Origin of the sequence: Stenotrophomonas indicatrix (assembly GCA_041545745.1) — a bacterium.
Taxonomy (GTDB): domain Bacteria; phylum Pseudomonadota; class Gammaproteobacteria; order Xanthomonadales; family Xanthomonadaceae; genus Stenotrophomonas; species Stenotrophomonas indicatrix_A.
In genome coordinates this window covers 2,496,252-2,512,163 of record CP168152.1, presented here as the reverse complement: position 1 = coordinate 2,512,163, position 15,912 = coordinate 2,496,252, and the positions used below count along the sequence as shown (strand labels likewise).

Sequence of the window (15,912 nt, the reverse complement as noted above, 5' to 3'; positions counted from 1 at the left end):
GGCGTAGTGCTGCAAGCCATCGTGCATCAAGGAGTACGAGCAGCACTGCTCATCATGCGGCCGGCTCAGCTGTCGATCCCGGAGATGACCAAGCCCCCCCAAGGCTGACAGGTTGGGCGTTCCCAGCTGCGGGGCGGCATGCGTGGGTTCATGCCAGAGGCGGAAGGGGCATGGGCCGCCGTTTGCCAGGGCGAGGCGCATTGGCTTCCGCGTACCAGCGAAGGCCTGATGAAAGCTCAGCGAGCACGGGTTGCATGAGGGCGGAGGATTCCGCACGGAAGCGGTGATGACTTGGATGTTGGTTGTTTTCTATGCGGCCCTCTTGGTGCTCGCGTATTTCGCAATGGTTGGTAGAACTCCCACCAGAAGGCTCTTCTCCGCGATTGGAATCATTGCGGTTCATATAGCTTCGCTTGTCTGGATTCAGATCATTGCCAGAGCGCTGGGCTCGCAGCCCAATCATGGTCCGTATTCCGTGGGAGTCGGTGAGCTCTACCTCGCCATACGGCCCATCCTCTTATTCAACGTGGCAGTGTGCATCGCCCTTGTTCTGATCTTCCTGGTTGCTCTATCCGGAAAGAGGGCGGCAAGCGAGTGAGCGTGGGGCAATGCTGTTGTTGAGACGGAGGAAAACGCGAGAAAAAGGGGGGCTGCAGTACCGGTGGGCTTTTTGCCGTTCGCTGCTGAGCCTGGAGGCACAAGGTGCATTCCAAGCGAGTCCCGTTCAACGCTCCACCTGCAATCGCCCCACAGCCTGCGCACTCAACGCCAGGCACGCTAGCATCAGCCCCTCCATCACCCGGTCGCCCACGTAGTCCTCGGGCTCGCCGTTCTGCCGGGTCCGCTCCGCTGCCAGCAGCACCTCCTGCACTACCCGCAAGCCGGCCAATGCGCAATCGGCATCGGCAAGCGCCATGCAGCGCCCGGGCAATTGATGCCGCTCCGGCCAGGGCAGCCCGTCGGCGGCGGCGCCTTTGCCGATGCGTCTCAGGTTGGCACTCAGGGTGTTCGAATCCGAACAGGGCACAGCCTCTGCCAGGTCATCGGCGTTGGCCGGGTCGCTGTAGGCGTACAGGTGGGGCAGGTCAGATCCGTTCATGGCGAGGCTCCGTGCAAGGCAATCGGTAGCCGCCACACAAAAAGGTGGCGGACGGTACGAGGTTCGAACACCGGGTTGATCCCAAGCCGGCGGGCACAGGGCCCCCACGTACCGCCCGCCATAGCCGGCAGACGGATTGCCAGCCGGCGCCACGCAAGGTGACGCCGACTGGCAAGCGTAATCACTCAGGAACAACACGGGTGTTCGACGCCCGGCCACCCGTTTTCGGTGGCACGCCATCTCAGCCCGCGTCGCTATGCAATGCCAATCAGAAGAGTTGCAAATAGCTCACGATTGGAGACGCTTTCGGCATTGAACCACGCTGTTAAGTACTGGCAGCGCTGGCTGCCGCGTTGGTCCAGCGCGACCAGGCAATCTGCGACAGCTGTCGTGGTTGTGGGCATGGAGAGAGCGGGGCGGCCGGGGCGAAGGCGACATCACGTCGGAAGCGGCGGGTCGTGCCCAGCGAGCGCGGCACCGTGAACCCGGATGCATTCCGCCGGGCACGACTCGGCGCTACCGATTCCGTCGTGCCTTGACGTTCCCCACCCACCAAGCGCAGGCTTGCCCGGCACGTTTCCTAAACACAAAGGAGACTTATGACAGCCACCGCGTCTCTGCACCCCACGCCCGACACCCAAGGCCGTTCACGCCTCTGGAACGTCTTCTGGCTGCAAGGGGTCGTCCCCAGCAACATTCTCTGGGCCGTTGCCCTCTGGGCCCTGGCCAACCAGCGCACCACGCTGGTGCTGGCGGTGTTCGCCGTGCTGCTGCTCTATACCGGCTGGATCATTCCGGCAGTGTGGCGGGCGGCACCGACCGCGCGCACCCCGAACCTGGGCGTTGCTGCGCGCGGGCTGACCGTGGCCTGGGGCCTGAACACGGTGCTGGTGATCTTCTTTCTGACCCTGCAGCTGGTGGCTCAATAGAACTGGATCGGCTCACCGCTGCGGTCGAAGGCGGCGAAGCGACCGATCTGGCCGTCGTTGATGGCGTTGACCATCAGCCGCAGCGGGCGGGTGGCTTCGTCGGTGGTGGGGGCGAAGCCAGCACGGCCGTCCATTGCCGCCACGAACACCATGTCCCACTCCACACCGGTGGTGGTGGACTCGCTGGCCAACGCCTGGAAGCTGGGCACCTCGGCCGGCAGCTTGTCCACGCACAGCACCGGCGACAGGGTGCCGCCTTCGCGGCGGTCATGCCGGTCACGCTGGTCGTCGGTGGGCGATTCGGGCAGGTCGGCGCGGGCGAATACGAACAGCAGGCGTTGCGGTTCGGCCTGTTCGCCGGCGGCCTGCAGCAATTGCTGGAAATCGTTCATCATCATGATGGCTGTCACACGCACACGGCACGGAAAGCCGCATGCTGCCACAACGCCCGCGCGGCGTGGCCGGCGGCGATTGATTTAAGTCATCCCGTTGCCAATGCCTGCCGCGTAGGCTGGCGTCAGTCTCAGCAGGCGAGGGTATCCGGGCCGTTCCGGGCACAGGCAAGACGGTGGAACAACAAGGTGGACCAGCCATGAGCCAACTCACCGACGGATTCGGGCGCAGCTTTCCCTACCTGCGCCTGTCGTTGACCGAGGCCTGCAACTTCCGTTGCAGCTACTGCCTGCCCGATGGTTACCAGGCCGATGGCCGCCCGCGCTTCCTGGCGGTGAACGAGATCGCGCGCCTGGTGCGCGCGTTTGCCATGCTGGGGATGACCAAGATCCGTCTTACCGGTGGTGAGCCCAGCCTGCGCAAGGACCTGGACGAGATCATCGCCACGGTGGCTGCCGTGCCCGGCATCCGCAAGGTGGCCATCACCACCAATGGCACGTTGCTGCCGCGCCGCCTGCCGGGCTGGCACCGCGCCGGCCTGACCGCGCTGAACGTGAGCATGGACAGCCTGCAGCGTGAGCGCTTCAGCACCATCACCGGCCACGACCGCCTGCCGGAAATCCAGCAGGGGCTGGAGATGGCGCAGGCACTGGGCCTGCCGGCCATCAAGCTCAACGCGGTGCTGCTGCGCGGCCTGAACGACGACGAGCTGCCGCAGTGGATGGAGTTCCTGCGCGACCGTCCCTTCAGCGTGCGCTTCATCGAACTGATGCGTACCGGCGACAACGAAGCCTATTTCCAGCGGCACCACCTGCGTGCCGAACACGTGATCGACCAGCTGCATGCCGCCGGTTGGCATGAGCGCCCGCGCGCGGCCGATGCCGGCCCGGCGCGTGAGTTCAGCCATCCGCAGCATCGCGGCACGGTGGGCATCATCGCTCCGTACTCGCGTGACTTCTGCAAGGGCTGCAACCGCCTGCGCGTGACCGCCAAGGGCGACCTGCGGCTGTGCCTGTTCGGCGAATTCGGCGTGCCGTTGCGCCCGCTGCTGCAGAGCGACGACGACCAGGACGCGCTGCTGGCACGCATCACCACACAGCTTGGCCTGAAAGCGGCCGGGCACGGATTGCACCAGGGCCAGACCGGGTTGACCCCGCATCTGGCGTCGATCGGAGGATGAGGAACACGATGAGTGGTGAATTGACTGCGGCCTTCCACATGGCCGATGTGCGCGACAAGCGCGTTACCCGCCGCCGCGCGGTGGCGGTGGGTGAGCTGCATGCCGGACCGGTGGCCTACCCGCTGATTGTCGAGCGCCGCCTGCCCAAGGGCGATGCGCTGGTGATGGCCGAGATTGCCGGCCTGCAGGGGGCGAAGATGGCCTCGATGCTGATGCCGCTGTGCCACCCGCTGCCGCTGGAACTGGTGCAGGTGTACTGCGCGCCGGTGCCGGAACGGCAGTCGATCCGCGTGTGGTGCGAGTGCGCCAGCGAGGCCCGCACCGGTGTGGAGATGGAGGCGCTTGCCGGCGTCAACGCGGCACTGCTGACCCTGTACGACCTGAGCAAGCCGGTGGAGCCGGCACTGCGCATCGAGGGCATCCGCCTGCTGTTCAAGGAAGGCGGCAAGCGTGGTCTGTGGCTGCATCCGGATGGCATGGACGATGGTGAGCGCGAGCGCTTCAGGCCGCGCCCGCCCAAGGGTTTGAATGGTGCGGTCTGCGCGGTGATCACCCTGAGCGATCGCGCGAGCGAGGGCACGTATGCCGACGAGTCCGGCCCGAAGCTGGTGAGCGGGTTGCAGTCGCTCGGTGGCGAGGTGGTGGCTGCCGAGGTACTGCCCGATGGCGTCGAACCGCTGGCGGCTCGCCTGCGTGCGCTGGCGGGCGAGGGCGTACGCCTGTGCCTGTGTACCGGCGGCACCGGGCTGGGCCCGCGCGACCTGACCCCGGAAGCGCTGCGTTCGTTGAACGCGCGACCGGTGCACGGCCTGGCGCAGATGGTGCGCGCGTTGAGTGCGCAGCACACGCCAATGGCCTGGCTGAGCCGTGCCGAGGTGGTGCAGCTGGATGACATGCTGGTATTTGCACTGCCGGGCAGCCCTCGTGCGGCCGCGCAGTGTCTGGACATTCTGGCACCGGTGCTGGGCCACGCGCTGGCGATGGTCGATGGCGGTGGCCACGCATGATCGCCTACAGCGAAGCGCTGCAGCACCTGATGGAGGCAGCCACACCGCTACCGGCCGAGCAGCTGAGGCTGCATGAGGCGGGTGGTCGCATCCTGGCCACGGACATCATCAGCGGGCAGTCGCTGCCGCCGTTCGACAATTCGGCGATGGACGGCTTCGCGCTGCGCGCCAATGGCACGCCGTTCGAAAGTGGTACCGGGTTTGCGGTGCAGGGCTGGCAGGCCGCAGGCGATGCCGGTGCCGAGGGCGGCGAAGGTGCCTGGGAAATCATGACCGGCGCGCGCATGCCAGTTGGGCTGGATACGGTGGTGCCGATCGAGAACGTGGAGATCCTCGCCAGTGAAGATGGCCGACCGACGCGCATTTCGTTGAAGAGCGCGGTGAAGCCTGGCCAGAATGTGCGCCTGCGTGGACAGGACGTGGAAGAAGGTGAGCGCGTGCTGCAGGCCGGGCAGACGCTGGATATCAATGCGCGCACTCTGTTGCACGCCATCGGCGTGGCCGAGGTGGCGGTGGTGGCACGGCCGAAGGTCGCTGTCATTGCCACCGGCAAGGAGCTGGTGACCGAAGCGGCGCAGGCGCTGGACTCCGGACAGATCCGTGACAGCAACCGGCCCTATCTGACCGGCCGCCTGCAGGCCGCCGGTGCCGACGTGGTGTGGCAGGGTACGGTGGGCGATGAGGTGGCTGCCTTCGATGCCGTGCTGGATGACGCGCTGGCGGCAGGGGCACAGGTACTGGTGAGTACCGGCGCGGTGTCGGCCGGCCGCTACGACTTCATTCCCGATGCGCTGCGCGCGCGTGGCGCCCGCATCGTGTTTCACAAAGTGGCGATCCGCCCGGGCAAGCCGCTGCTGTTCGCGGTGCTGCCGGGCGGCGCGCTGTATTTTGGCCTGCCCGGCAACCCGGTGTCGGCGGCAGTGGGGCAGCGTTTCTTCGTGGAACCGGTGCTGCGGCGCCTGCTGGGCCTGGCCGCCGAGCCGTTGCTGCAGCTGCCGTTGCAGGCCGACGTGCGCAAGCCGCCGGGCCTGCGCTTCCACGCGCGTGCGCGGGTGGACGTGGATGCGCAGGGGCGTTTGAGCGCGCGCGTGCTGGCCGGCCAGGAATCGTTCCGTTTGAAATCCATGCTGCAGGCCAACGCCTGGGTGGTACTGGAGGGCGAGGGTGACCTCGTCGCGGCCGGCACACCGGTGCGCGTGCAGGGCTGGGGCCATCAGGACCCGCTGCAGTTGGCGAACCAGGAGTGATGATGAAACAGGTGAATCTGCAGTTGTTCGGTGCGTTTTCCGATCTGGATGCCAGCCGCGAGATCGCGCTGGAGGTGGCCGGTGGCACCGTGGCCGATCTGCGCCAGGCGTTGCGTGAGCTGTTGCCGGTGCGCTTTCCCGGTTTCCGCGCCGGGTTGCTGGACTATTCGGCCTTCGCCGACCAGCAGCGCGTGCTGCGTGACCACGAGGCGCTGCCCGCCGATGGCAAGGTGGCGATCCTGCCGCCGGTGAGTGGGGGCTGAGCCATGAGCAACGTGACTGCGAAAGTGGTGGACCGCGCGCAGCGCGCCATCGATCCGGCCGAAGGCATCGCAGCGGTGTCCGACCCGGCATTCGGCGGCATCGATGTGTTCATCGGCAAGGTACGCGACTTCAATGTGGGGCGGCCGGTGACCGGCATCACCTACGACCTGTTCGAACCGCTGGTGCTGAACGAGATCCAGCGCTTGGCGGCGGAGATCGAGGCGACGTTCGGGCCGAAGCTGAAACTGTACGTGGCACATGCCAAGGGAAGCTTGGGCATTGGCGATGTGGCGGTGGTGGTGGCCGCAGGCAGCCCGCACCGTGATGAAGCGTTCCGCGCGTGCCGGCAGCTGATCGAGGCGGTGAAACACCAGTGCCCGATCTGGAAACAGGAACATTACGAAGACGGCGACAGCGAGTGGAGCGAAGGCTGCACGCTATGCCACGCCGACAGTGAGCCGGCACATGAGCACCACTGACGGCAGTAGATCCACGCCATGCGTGGATGGAGCTTTCCCCTCGCGCCAGGCAGGGGCAGCCACGCATGGCGTGGCCGGGTTTCCCGCATGAACACGACCATCGCCGGCATCGTGCTGGCCGGTGGCCTGTCCAGCCGCATGGGCCGCGACAAGGCGCTGCTGCCCTGGCAGGGGCGCACGCTGCTGGAGCACATGCGCGGCACGTTGCGGCTGGCCGGGGCAGACCGCGTCTGGGTGAGCGGACGCTACCCGGCCTTCGGCGGCGTGCCCGACCAGATCACACGGTGCGGGCCGCTGGGCGGCCTGTTCAGCGTGGCAATGCAGATGCCCGATGGCCCCGCTTGGGTGGTGCCGGTGGATACGCCCCGTCTGACCCCGGATCTGCTGCGGCAATTGCGTGACGGGCATCGCAGCGCTTGCACGATCTTTGACGGGCATCCGCTTCCGATGCTGTTTAATGTGGACAATGAAAGTCGCACGATCCTCGAAAACATGATCCACGATCCCCTCGGCCCGCGTTCCCTGCAGGCCCTGCAACACCGGCTGGACGCGCAGACCCTGCGCCTGGCCCACGCTGATGAAAGCGCCCTGGTCAACTGCAATACCCCCACCCAATGGGAGGACGTTGCCTCATGAAGGTGCAGTTGCAAGAACAGACAATGCGCCTTCGCCTGGACGAAGCCGAACTGGCCCAGTTGCTGGCCGGTGAGACGGTGGAGAACCTGACCCGGTTCGGTGGCAGCGGCGGCTGGGGCACGGCCGTTTCGCTGCATGGTGGCGAATCGGCCGTGCTGCTCGACAGCGGCACCGATTGCCGTCTGGTATTGCCCCGGTCTTCCGTGGAAGACCTGGCCGGGCGTCTGCCATGCCGCGATGGCCTGGCCTTTGCGCTGTACCTGGACGACGGCACCACGCTGCAGCTGCAGTTCGATGTGGATGTACGCGATAGCGTGCGCCAGCGCGGGGTGACCCGCCGCAGTTCCGCATCATCGGTTTGACATTTGTCAGGGGCGAGGGGGAAACCCGCGCCTGATTGATCCAGATCAACCCCGTCGTTGCTGCTGCACGGCCTAATGGCTGCATGACGACGGGTTACAACTTGAAAGCAGTACCCACGTCATTCCACAGCCTTGGAGCCATGTATGACCGTCGGTAGCGATCCTGTTGTCCGCAGCACTGCCAGTCCCGGTCGCGTCATCAGCGACTGGACGCCGGAAGATCCCGGCTATTGGGAGCGCACCGGCAAGCGGGTCGCCACCCGCAACCTGGTCATCTCCATTCCCTCGCTGCTGCTGGCCTTCTCGGTCTGGGTACTGTTCTCGGCGGTGACCATCAGCCTGCCGAAGATCGGCTTCGGCTTCAGCACCGATCAGTTGTTCTGGCTGGTGGCACTGCCCAGCCTGTCCGGCGCGACGCTGCGCATCTTCTATTCGTTCGTGATTCCGATCTTTGGCGGTCGCCGCTGGACGGCGCTGTCCACCGCATCGCTGCTGGCACCGACGATCTGGCTCGGCTTTGCGGTGCAGAACCCGGCGACGCCTTACTGGGTGTTCGTGGTGATCGCGATCCTGTGTGGCTTTGGCGGGGCGAACTTCTCCTCGTCGATGTCCAACATCTCCTTCTTCTATCCCAAGCAGAAGCAGGGCCTGGCGCTGGGCCTGAATGCCGGCCTGGGCAATGTCGGCGTGTCGGTGGCACAGGCGGTGATTCCGCTGGTGATCACGGTGGGCGTGTTTGGTGCGCTCGGTGGTGCGCCGCAGCCGGTGGTGGAAGGCGGTGCGCCGCTGTACCTGCAGAATGCCGGCTTCATCTGGGTGCCGGCCATTGCGATCTGCGCGGTGGCGGCCTGGTTCGGCATGAATGACCTGACCAGCGCCCGCTCCTCGTTCGCCGAACAGGCGGTGATCTTCCGCCGCAAGCACAACTGGCTGATGTGCTGGTTGTACATCGGCACCTTCGGTTCCTACATCGGTTTCTCGGCCGGCTTCCCGATGCTGGTGAAGAGCCAGTTCCCCGCCGTGAACCCGCTCGCCTACGCCTTCATCGGTCCGTTGCTGGGTGCGCTGATGCGCTCGGTGGGCGGCAGCATGGCCGACCGTTGGGGTGGTGCGCGGCTGACGTTCTGGGTGTTCGCGCTGATGATCGCGGCGGTGTTCGGCGTGCTGCATTTCCTGCCCAGCGATGGCCAGGGCGGCAATTTCTACGGCTTCCTCTTCAGCTTCATGGCGCTGTTCGTGCTCAGCGGCATTGGCAACGGCACCACCTTCCGCATGATTCCGGTGATCTTCCGCACGCTGCATGAGCGCCTGTCGGCAGGTGCCAATGCTGAGGGCAAGGCCACGTCGGCGCACCAGGCCAGCATCGAGTCGGCCGCGGTAGTGGGCTTCTCCGGTGCGATCGGTGCCTACGGCGGCTTCTTCATTCCCAAGAGCTATGGCTCTTCGATCACGTTGACCGGCAGCCCCGACATGGCGCTGTACGGGTTCGTCGTTTTCTATGTCACCTGCCTGGCCGTGACCTGGTGGTGGTACTACCGGCGCGGCGCAGAGACGCCTTGCTGACATGAAAACGCACCGCAGCCAGATGACACACACAGCCACGATGCAGATGTCCGCAAAGGGAGACCCCCGATGAGTTATTTCCTTGATCGCTTGCAGTTCTTCAAGCGTGACCCCCAGCCCTTTGCCGATGGCCATGGGTTTGCCAAGAGCGAAGGCCGTGACTGGGAGAACAGTTACCGCCAGCGCTGGCAGTACGACAAGATCGTGCGCTCCACCCACGGCGTGAACTGCACCGGTTCGTGCAGTTGGAAGATCTACGTCAAGAATGGCCTGGTGACCTGGGAAACCCAGCAGACCGATTACCCGCGTACGCGCCCGGACCTGCCCAACCACGAACCGCGTGGCTGCCCGCGTGGCGCCAGCTATTCCTGGTACCTGTACAGCGCCAACCGCCTGAAGTATCCGCTGATCCGCGGCACGCTGCTGCGCCTGTGGCGCGAAGCACGCAGGACCCAAGGCCCGGTGGATGCGTGGGCCAGCATCGTGGAGGACAAGGAAAAGGCGCGCTCGTACAAGACCCGGCGCGGCATGGGTGGTTTCGTGCGGCTGAACTGGGAAGAGGCCAACGAGATCATCGCGGCCTCCAACCTGTACACGGTGAAGCAGTACGGACCGGATCGCGTGGTCGGTTTCTCGCCGATTCCGGCGATGTCGATGGTCTCCTACGCCGCCGGTGCGCGTTACCTGTCGCTGCTGGGCGGCGCCTGTCTGTCCTTCTATGACTGGTACTGCGATCTGCCGCCGGCTTCGCCGCAGGTCTGGGGCGAGCAGACCGACGTGCCCGAATCGGCCGATTGGTACAACAGCCGCTACATCATCGCCTGGGGCTCGAATGTGCCGCAGACGCGTACGCCCGATGCGCACTTCTTCACCGAGGCGCGTTACAACGGCACCAAGACGGTCTCGATCTGCCCGGACTATTCCGAGCTGGCCAAGCTGACCGATCATTGGTTGCACCCGAAGCAGGGCACCGACGCCGCGTTGGCGTTCGCCTTCGGCCACGTGATCCTGCGCGAGTTCCATGTCGATTCGCCGTCGCAGTACTTCCAGGACTACTGCCGCCAGTACTCGGACATGCCGATGCTGGTACGCCTGGAGCGTCGCGCGGATGGACGTCTGGTGGCCGGGCGTTTCCTGCGTGCCAGCGAGCTGGGTGGATTGGGCGAGGCCAACAACCCGGACTGGAAGACCCTCGCTTACGACGAGACCAGTGGCCAGATCGTGGTGCCGAACGGTTCGATCGGTTTCCGCTGGGGCGAAAAGGGTCGCTGGAACATCGAGGAGAAGGCCAGCACCGGTGCGGATACGCGCCTGCGCTTGAGCCTGTCCGATGCCAACGATGGCATCGAGGCGGTCAGCTTCCCGTATTTCGGTGGCATCGAGAGTGACGGCTGGACCGCCGCCCCGGCCGAGGAAGTACTGGACCGCAACATCCCGGTGCGCCGCCTGGCCACGGCCGATGGCAGCGAGACCCTGGTGGCGACCGTCTATGACCTGCTGCTGGCGCAGTACGGCGTGGACCGCGGTTTCGGCGGCGCCAATGTCGCCACGAGCTTCGATGAGAACGTGCCGGGCACGCCGGCCTGGCAGGAACGCATCACCGGCGTGCCGCGTGGCGAGGTGATCGAGATCGCCCGCGAGTTCGCGCGTACCGCCGACAAGACCCATGGCCGTTCGATGATCATCGTCGGCGCGGGCATGAACCACTGGTTCCACAACGACATGAACTACCGTGGCCTGATCAACATGTTGATCATGTGCGGTTGCGTGGGCCAGACCGGCGGTGGCTGGGCGCACTACGTGGGCCAGGAAAAGCTGCGCCCGCAGACCGGCTGGCAGCCGCTGGCGTTCGGCCTGGACTGGAGCAAGCCGCCGCGCCATATGAACGGTACGTCGTTCTTCTACTTCAACACCGGGCAGTGGCGCTACGAAAAGCTACAGGTGGACGAGCTGCTGTCCCCGCTGGCCGACGCCAGCAAGTACAGCGGCAGCCTGGCCGACCTGAACCTGCGCGCCGTGCGCATGGGCTGGTTGCCATGCGCGCCGCAGCTGGACCGCAATCCGCTGCAGCTGGTGCGCGAGGCCGAAGCGGCCGGCGTGGCCCCTGCCGATTACGCACTGGGCAAGTTCAAGGACGGTTCGCTGGACTTCGCCTTTGCCGATCCGGACGCGCAGCAGAACCATCCGCGGATGATGTTCATCTGGCGCTCGAACCTGCTGGGTTCGTCGGGCAAGGGCCACGAGTACATGCTGCGGCACCTGCTGGGTACCCGCCACGGTCTGCAGGGCAAGGACCTGGGCGAGATGGGGGCGGTGAAGCCGGAGGAAGTGAAGTGGCGCGACGAGGCACCGGAAGGCAAGCTCGACCTGCTGGTGACGCTGGACTTCCGCATGTGCACCACCGCGCTGTATTCGGACATCGTGCTGCCGACGGCCACGTGGTACGAAAAGGACGATCTCAACACCTCGGACATGCATCCGTTCATCCATCCGCTGTCGAAGGCGGTGGATCCGGCGTGGGAGTCGCGTAGTGACTGGGACATCTTCAAGGAGGTTGCGCGCACCGTGAGCGAGATGGCGCCCGGCGTGCTGGGCGTGGAGAAGGATCTGGTGCTGGTGCCGACCCTGCACGACACTCCCAACGAGCTGGGCATGCCGTTCGGCGTGGCCGACTGGAAGAAGGGCGAGTGCGAGGCCATCCCCGGCCAGACCATGCCGTCGATGACGGTGGTGGAGCGCGATTACCCGAACCTGTATCGCAAGTTCACCTCGCTGGGGCCGCTGCTGGACAAGCACGGCAATGGCGGCAAGGGCATGAACTGGGACACGAAGCACGAGGTGGAATTCCTCGGCAAGTTGAACCATACCGTGCACGAGGAGGGCGTCAGCCAGGGCCGGCCGGCCATCTCGACTGCCATCGATGCGGCCGAAGTGATCCTGCATCTGGCCCCGGAAACCAATGGCCACGTGGCGGTGAAGGCATGGGAATCGCTGGGCGGCTTCACCGGCCGCGAGCACACCCATCTGGCGGTGGGCAAGGAGCACGAGGCGATCCGCTTCCGTGACATCCAGGCGCAGCCGCGCAAGATCATCTCCTCGCCGATCTGGTCCGGGCTGGAAGACGACAACGTCAGCTACAACGCCGGCTACACCAATGTGCACGAGCTGATTCCGTGGCGCACGGTGACTGGCCGCCAGCAGTTCTACCAGGACCATGAGTGGATGATCGATTTCGGCGAGGCCTTCATGAGCTACCGGCCGCCGGTGAACACCCGCACCATCGAGCCGCTGCTCAACCAGCGCTCGAACGGCAACAAGGAGATCGTGCTGAACTGGATCACCCCGCACCAGAAGTGGGGTATCCACAGCACCTACAGCGACAACCTGATCATGCAGACGCTGTCACGCGGTGGTCCGATCGTGTGGATCAGCGAGGACGATGCGCGCAGTGCAGGCATCGTCGACAACGACTGGATCGAGCTGTTCAACGTCAACGGCGCGATCGCCGCACGTGCGGTGGTCAGCCAGCGGGTGATGCCGGGCATGGCGATGATGTACCACGCCCAGGAGCGCATCATCAACGTGCCGGGCTCGGAGATCTCCGGTACCCGCGGCGGCATCCACAACTCGGTGACCCGCATCGTGCTCAAGCCGACCCACATGATCGGTGGCTACGCGCAGCTGGCCTACGGTTTCAACTACTACGGCACCTGCGGTACCAACCGCGACGAGTTCGTGATCGTGCGCAAGATGGACAAGGTGGATTGGTTGGACGATGAACAGCCCGCTGGTGCCTCGGCATCGGCCAGCAAGGAGGTGGTGTGATGAAGGTCCGTGCACAGATCGCGATGGTGCTGAACCTGGACAAGTGCATCGGCTGCCACACCTGCTCGATCACCTGCAAGAACGTCTGGACCTCGCGCGAGGGTGTCGAGTATGCCTGGTTCAACAACGTTGAAACCAAGCCGGGCATCGGCTATCCGAAGGAATGGGAGAACCAGGAAAAGTGGAACGGCGGCTGGGTGCGTACCGGCAGTGGCAAGCTGGTACCACGCGCTGGCGGTCGCTGGCGGATGCTGGCCAAGATCTTCGCCAACCCGGACCTGCCGCAGATCGACGACTACTACGAGCCGTTCGACTTCGACTACCAGAACCTGCACACCGCCAAGGACAGCCAGCACCAGCCAACCGCACGGCCGCGCTCGCTGATCAGCGGCGAGCGCATGCAGAAGATCGAGTGGGGCCCGAACTGGGAGGAGATCCTGGGCTCGGAGTTCAGCAAGCGCTCGCGCGACTACAACTTCAACGAAGTGCAGAAGGAGATCTACGGCGCCTTCGAAAAGACCTTCATGATGTACCTGCCACGCCTGTGCGAGCACTGCCTGAACCCGGCGTGCGTGTCGGCGTGCCCGTCGGGTGCGATCTACAAGCGCGAGGAAGACGGCATCGTGCTGATCGACCAGGACAAGTGCCGTGGCTGGCGCATGTGCGTGTCGGCGTGCCCGTACAAGAAGATCTACTACAACTGGAAGAGCGGCAAGTCGGAGAAGTGCATCTTCTGCTACCCGCGCATCGAGATGGGTGAGCCGACGGTATGTTCGGAGACCTGTGTCGGCCGCATCCGCTACCTGGGCGTGATGCTGTACGACGCCGACCGCATTGCCGAAGCCGCATCGGTGGCCGCCGAGAAGGATCTGTACCAGGCCCACCTGGATATCTTCCTGGACCCGCATGACCCGGCGGTGATTGCCGCCGCACGTGCGGAAGGCATTCCGGACAGCTGGTTGGAATCGGCCAAGCAGTCGCCGGTGTTCAAGATGGCCATCGACTGGAAGCTGGCGCTGCCGCTGCACCCGGAATACCGCACGCTGCCGATGGTCTGGTATGTGCCGCCGTTGTCGCCGATCCAGTCGGCCGCCGAACGTGGCCGCATCGGCATGAGTGGCGAGTTGCCAGACGTGGCCTCGCTGCGCATTCCGGTGCGCTACCTGGCCAACATGCTGACAGCCGGTGACGAGGCACCGGTGGTGCGTGCGCTGGAACGCCTGATGGCGATGCGTGCCTGGCGCCGGGCCAAGAACGTGGACGGCGTTGAAGACACCGCGGTGCTGGACCAGGCCGGGCTGACCGTGGCCCAGGTTGAAGAGATGTACCGCTACCTGGCCATTGCCAACTACGAGGACCGTTTCGTGATTCCCAGCGCTCACCGCGAGTACGCCAACGATGCCTTCGGCGAACGCGGCGGCTGCGGCTTCACCTTCGGCAACGACTGCAACGGCGACAGCCCGGCCGACCTGTTCGGCCAGCGCAAGAGCACCAGCTTCGTGGTGAACAACGGGCCCAACCACCGCCGCAAGGAGGTGGTCTGATGAGCGTTCTGAAGCTGGTGGGGGTGCTGCTGGATTACCCCCGCGAGGAACTGTGGCAGCACGGCGAGGAACTGCTGGCGGCCTGTGACGAGGTGGCACTGACGCCGACGCGGCGCAGGCAGCTGCGCGGCTTCGTGCAGCAGCTGCTGGACAGCGATCCGTTGGATGCGCAGGCCGCGTGGCTGGCAACCTTCGACCGCGGCCGTTCGATGAGCCTGCTGCTGTTCGAACACATCCACGGCGAATCGCGTGACCGTGGCCAGGCCATGGTCGATCTGGTGGAAACCTACCGCAAGCACGGCTTCGAGCTGGATGCACGCGAACTGCCGGACTACCTGCCGCTGCTGCTGGAGTTCCTGGCCCACCAATCTGAGAGCGAGGCACGCGAATGGCTGCACCACATCGGCCATATCGCCGGGATGCTGGCCGCGCGCGCCGCCGAGCGCGAGCTGCCGCATGTGCCATTGCTGGAGATCCTGGTGGAGGCCGGCGACGGCAAGGTCAACCTGGAGGTGCTGCGGCAACGCGCCAGCGAAGAACCCCGCGACGATACGGCCGAGGCGATGGACCGGTTGTGGGAGGAGGAAGCGGTGCGCTTCGGTGCCGAAGCGCCCTCTGAAGACTGCAAGCCACCGACACGCTCACCGGCCCGTCCTGTGCATCGAGAGGTCCAGCCATGAACTACTACCTGCATCAATTCGCTTTCCAGTACTACCCGTACATCGCCGTGGCGGTGCTGCTGATCGGCAGCTGGGCGCGCTATGACAAGGCCATGTACACCTGGCGCACCGGTTCCAGCCAGATGCTATCGGACAAGGGCATGCGGATCGGCAGCAACTGCTTCCACATCGGCATCCTGGCCATTCTGGGTGGTCATCTGGTAGGCCTGCTGACCCCACACGCGGTGTACGAACACTTCATCACTTCCTCGCAGAAGCAGATGCTGGCGATGGTGGTGGGTGGCGTGTTCGGCGCGCTGTGCTTCATCGGCATCAGCATCCTGCTGGTGCGCCGCCTGACCAATGCCCGCGTGCGTGCCACCGGCAGCTTCGGTGACACCCTGGTGCTTGTGCTGCTGTTCGCCCAGCTCTGTCTTGGCCTGTACAGCATCCGCGTGTCGGCCGGACATCTGGACGGTGGGGTGATGGTGCAGCTGGCCGAGTGGGCGCAGCACATCGTGACCTTCCGTGCCGGTGCCGCCGACTACATCCAGGGCGTCAGCTGGGTCTACAAGATGCACATCTTCCTGGGCCTGACCCTGTTCCTGATCGCGCCGTTCACCCGTCTGGTGCACGTCTGGAGCATTCCGGTCAGCTATCTGTGGCGGCCATACCAGGTGGTGCGCCGTCGCCAGGCGGCGCTGCGTTACGGACCGCGGGAGTAA

Annotated in this window: 16 protein-coding genes; 14 read left to right on the top strand and 2 right to left on the bottom strand. The window is 65.3% G+C overall.

The annotated features are described in order from the left end of the window. Positions 1 to 286 precede the first annotated feature (286 nt). Positions 287 to 598, top strand: a complete 312-nt coding sequence (locus ACEF39_RS11535) for a hypothetical protein (RefSeq protein ID WP_500285126.1) — start codon at positions 287 to 289, stop codon at positions 596 to 598. 126 nt (positions 599 to 724) lie between these two features. Here ACEF39_RS11535 and ACEF39_RS11530 read toward each other — a convergent pair whose 3' ends face one another. Beyond that, complete coding sequence (locus ACEF39_RS11530) at positions 725 to 1,099, bottom strand: hypothetical protein (protein WP_500285125.1); 375 nt, start codon at positions 1,097 to 1,099, stop codon at positions 725 to 727. Between the two features lie 599 nt (positions 1,100 to 1,698). On the opposite strand from ACEF39_RS11530, the gene ACEF39_RS11525 reads away from it, so the two are divergent. Then, positions 1,699 to 2,028: a hypothetical protein gene (locus ACEF39_RS11525; RefSeq protein ID WP_500285124.1), complete on the top strand. Its 330-nt coding sequence runs from the start codon at positions 1,699 to 1,701 to the stop codon at positions 2,026 to 2,028. Here the strand turns inward: ACEF39_RS11525 and ACEF39_RS11520 are convergent. Next, positions 2,022 to 2,426 (bottom strand): ribonucleotide reductase subunit alpha, encoded by a 405-nt coding sequence (locus tag ACEF39_RS11520; RefSeq protein ID WP_089235854.1) that lies wholly within the window; start codon positions 2,424 to 2,426, stop codon positions 2,022 to 2,024. The two genes, ACEF39_RS11525 and ACEF39_RS11520, sit on opposite strands and share 7 nt — an antisense overlap. Positions 2,427 to 2,620: 194 nt before the next feature. On the opposite strand from ACEF39_RS11520, the gene moaA reads away from it, so the two are divergent. From moaA to narI, 12 genes are all read left to right on the top strand, one after another. Further along, positions 2,621 to 3,601, top strand: coding sequence for a GTP 3',8-cyclase MoaA (gene moaA, locus ACEF39_RS11515; RefSeq protein WP_500285123.1), 981 nt, complete (start codon positions 2,621 to 2,623; stop codon positions 3,599 to 3,601). An 8-nt stretch (positions 3,602 to 3,609) separates the two neighbouring features. After that, the gene (gene moaCB / locus ACEF39_RS11510) at positions 3,610 to 4,608 is read left to right on the top strand and encodes a bifunctional molybdenum cofactor biosynthesis protein MoaC/MoaB (RefSeq protein ID WP_500285122.1); all 999 of its coding nucleotides are present in this window, start codon (positions 3,610 to 3,612) and stop codon (positions 4,606 to 4,608) included. After that, positions 4,605 to 5,855, top strand: coding sequence for a molybdopterin molybdotransferase MoeA (locus ACEF39_RS11505; RefSeq protein ID WP_500285121.1), 1,251 nt, complete (start codon positions 4,605 to 4,607; stop codon positions 5,853 to 5,855). Before moaCB ends, ACEF39_RS11505 begins: the two co-directional genes overlap by 4 nt. Positions 5,856 to 5,857: 2 nt before the next feature. Next, complete coding sequence (locus ACEF39_RS11500; protein WP_049463966.1) at positions 5,858 to 6,118, top strand: MoaD/ThiS family protein; 261 nt, start codon at positions 5,858 to 5,860, stop codon at positions 6,116 to 6,118. Between the two features lie 3 nt (positions 6,119 to 6,121). Then, the gene (locus tag ACEF39_RS11495; protein WP_500285120.1) at positions 6,122 to 6,598 is read left to right on the top strand and encodes a molybdenum cofactor biosynthesis protein MoaE; all 477 of its coding nucleotides are present in this window, start codon (positions 6,122 to 6,124) and stop codon (positions 6,596 to 6,598) included. A gap of 87 nt (positions 6,599 to 6,685) precedes the next feature. Further along, complete coding sequence (gene mobA, locus ACEF39_RS11490; RefSeq protein WP_279324076.1) at positions 6,686 to 7,234, top strand: molybdenum cofactor guanylyltransferase; 549 nt, start codon at positions 6,686 to 6,688, stop codon at positions 7,232 to 7,234. Further along, positions 7,231 to 7,596, top strand: coding sequence for a hypothetical protein (locus ACEF39_RS11485; protein WP_205404321.1), 366 nt, complete (start codon positions 7,231 to 7,233; stop codon positions 7,594 to 7,596). The genes mobA and ACEF39_RS11485 overlap by 4 nt, the downstream gene beginning before the upstream one ends. Before the next feature lie 144 nt (positions 7,597 to 7,740). Next, on the top strand, positions 7,741 to 9,159 hold the full coding sequence (locus tag ACEF39_RS11480) for a NarK family nitrate/nitrite MFS transporter (RefSeq protein ID WP_375070371.1): 1,419 nt from the start codon (positions 7,741 to 7,743) through the stop codon (positions 9,157 to 9,159). 69 nt (positions 9,160 to 9,228) lie between these two features. Next, positions 9,229 to 12,984: a nitrate reductase subunit alpha gene (locus ACEF39_RS11475; RefSeq protein WP_500285119.1), complete on the top strand. Its 3,756-nt coding sequence runs from the start codon at positions 9,229 to 9,231 to the stop codon at positions 12,982 to 12,984. Further along, positions 12,984 to 14,528: a nitrate reductase subunit beta gene (gene narH, locus ACEF39_RS11470; protein WP_500285118.1), complete on the top strand. Its 1,545-nt coding sequence runs from the start codon at positions 12,984 to 12,986 to the stop codon at positions 14,526 to 14,528. Before ACEF39_RS11475 ends, narH begins: the two co-directional genes overlap by 1 nt. Then, positions 14,528 to 15,208, top strand: a complete 681-nt coding sequence (gene narJ, locus ACEF39_RS11465) for a nitrate reductase molybdenum cofactor assembly chaperone (RefSeq protein WP_500285117.1) — start codon at positions 14,528 to 14,530, stop codon at positions 15,206 to 15,208. The genes narH and narJ overlap by 1 nt, the downstream gene beginning before the upstream one ends. Then, positions 15,205 to 15,912 (top strand): respiratory nitrate reductase subunit gamma, encoded by a 708-nt coding sequence (narI, locus tag ACEF39_RS11460; protein WP_089235844.1) that lies wholly within the window; start codon positions 15,205 to 15,207, stop codon positions 15,910 to 15,912. The genes narJ and narI overlap by 4 nt, the downstream gene beginning before the upstream one ends.

Bases quoted from the DNA above. Each gene is read 5' to 3' on its own strand.
- ACEF39_RS11485 (WP_205404321.1), top strand. From the start codon at position 7,231: ATGAAGGTGCAGTTGCAAGAACAGACAATGCGCCTTCGCCTGGACGAA.
- ACEF39_RS11525 (WP_500285124.1), top strand. From the start codon at position 1,699: ATGACAGCCACCGCGTCTCTGCACCCCACGCCCGACACCCAAGGCCGT.
- ACEF39_RS11530 (WP_500285125.1), bottom strand. From the start codon at position 1,099: ATGAACGGATCTGACCTGCCCCACCTGTACGCCTACAGCGACCCGGCC.
- narI (WP_089235844.1), top strand. From the start codon at position 15,205: ATGAACTACTACCTGCATCAATTCGCTTTCCAGTACTACCCGTACATC.
- ACEF39_RS11475 (WP_500285119.1), top strand. From the start codon at position 9,229: ATGAGTTATTTCCTTGATCGCTTGCAGTTCTTCAAGCGTGACCCCCAG.
- mobA (WP_279324076.1), top strand. From the start codon at position 6,686: ATGAACACGACCATCGCCGGCATCGTGCTGGCCGGTGGCCTGTCCAGC.
- ACEF39_RS11520 (WP_089235854.1), bottom strand. From the start codon at position 2,426: ATGATGATGAACGATTTCCAGCAATTGCTGCAGGCCGCCGGCGAACAG.
- moaCB (WP_500285122.1), top strand. From the start codon at position 3,610: ATGAGTGGTGAATTGACTGCGGCCTTCCACATGGCCGATGTGCGCGAC.
- ACEF39_RS11535 (WP_500285126.1), top strand. From the start codon at position 287: ATGACTTGGATGTTGGTTGTTTTCTATGCGGCCCTCTTGGTGCTCGCG.
- moaA (WP_500285123.1), top strand. From the start codon at position 2,621: ATGAGCCAACTCACCGACGGATTCGGGCGCAGCTTTCCCTACCTGCGC.
- ACEF39_RS11505 (WP_500285121.1), top strand. From the start codon at position 4,605: ATGATCGCCTACAGCGAAGCGCTGCAGCACCTGATGGAGGCAGCCACA.
- ACEF39_RS11495 (WP_500285120.1), top strand. From the start codon at position 6,122: ATGAGCAACGTGACTGCGAAAGTGGTGGACCGCGCGCAGCGCGCCATC.
- ACEF39_RS11500 (WP_049463966.1), top strand. From the start codon at position 5,858: ATGAAACAGGTGAATCTGCAGTTGTTCGGTGCGTTTTCCGATCTGGAT.
- narH (WP_500285118.1), top strand. From the start codon at position 12,984: ATGAAGGTCCGTGCACAGATCGCGATGGTGCTGAACCTGGACAAGTGC.
- narJ (WP_500285117.1), top strand. From the start codon at position 14,528: ATGAGCGTTCTGAAGCTGGTGGGGGTGCTGCTGGATTACCCCCGCGAG.
- ACEF39_RS11480 (WP_375070371.1), top strand. From the start codon at position 7,741: ATGACCGTCGGTAGCGATCCTGTTGTCCGCAGCACTGCCAGTCCCGGT.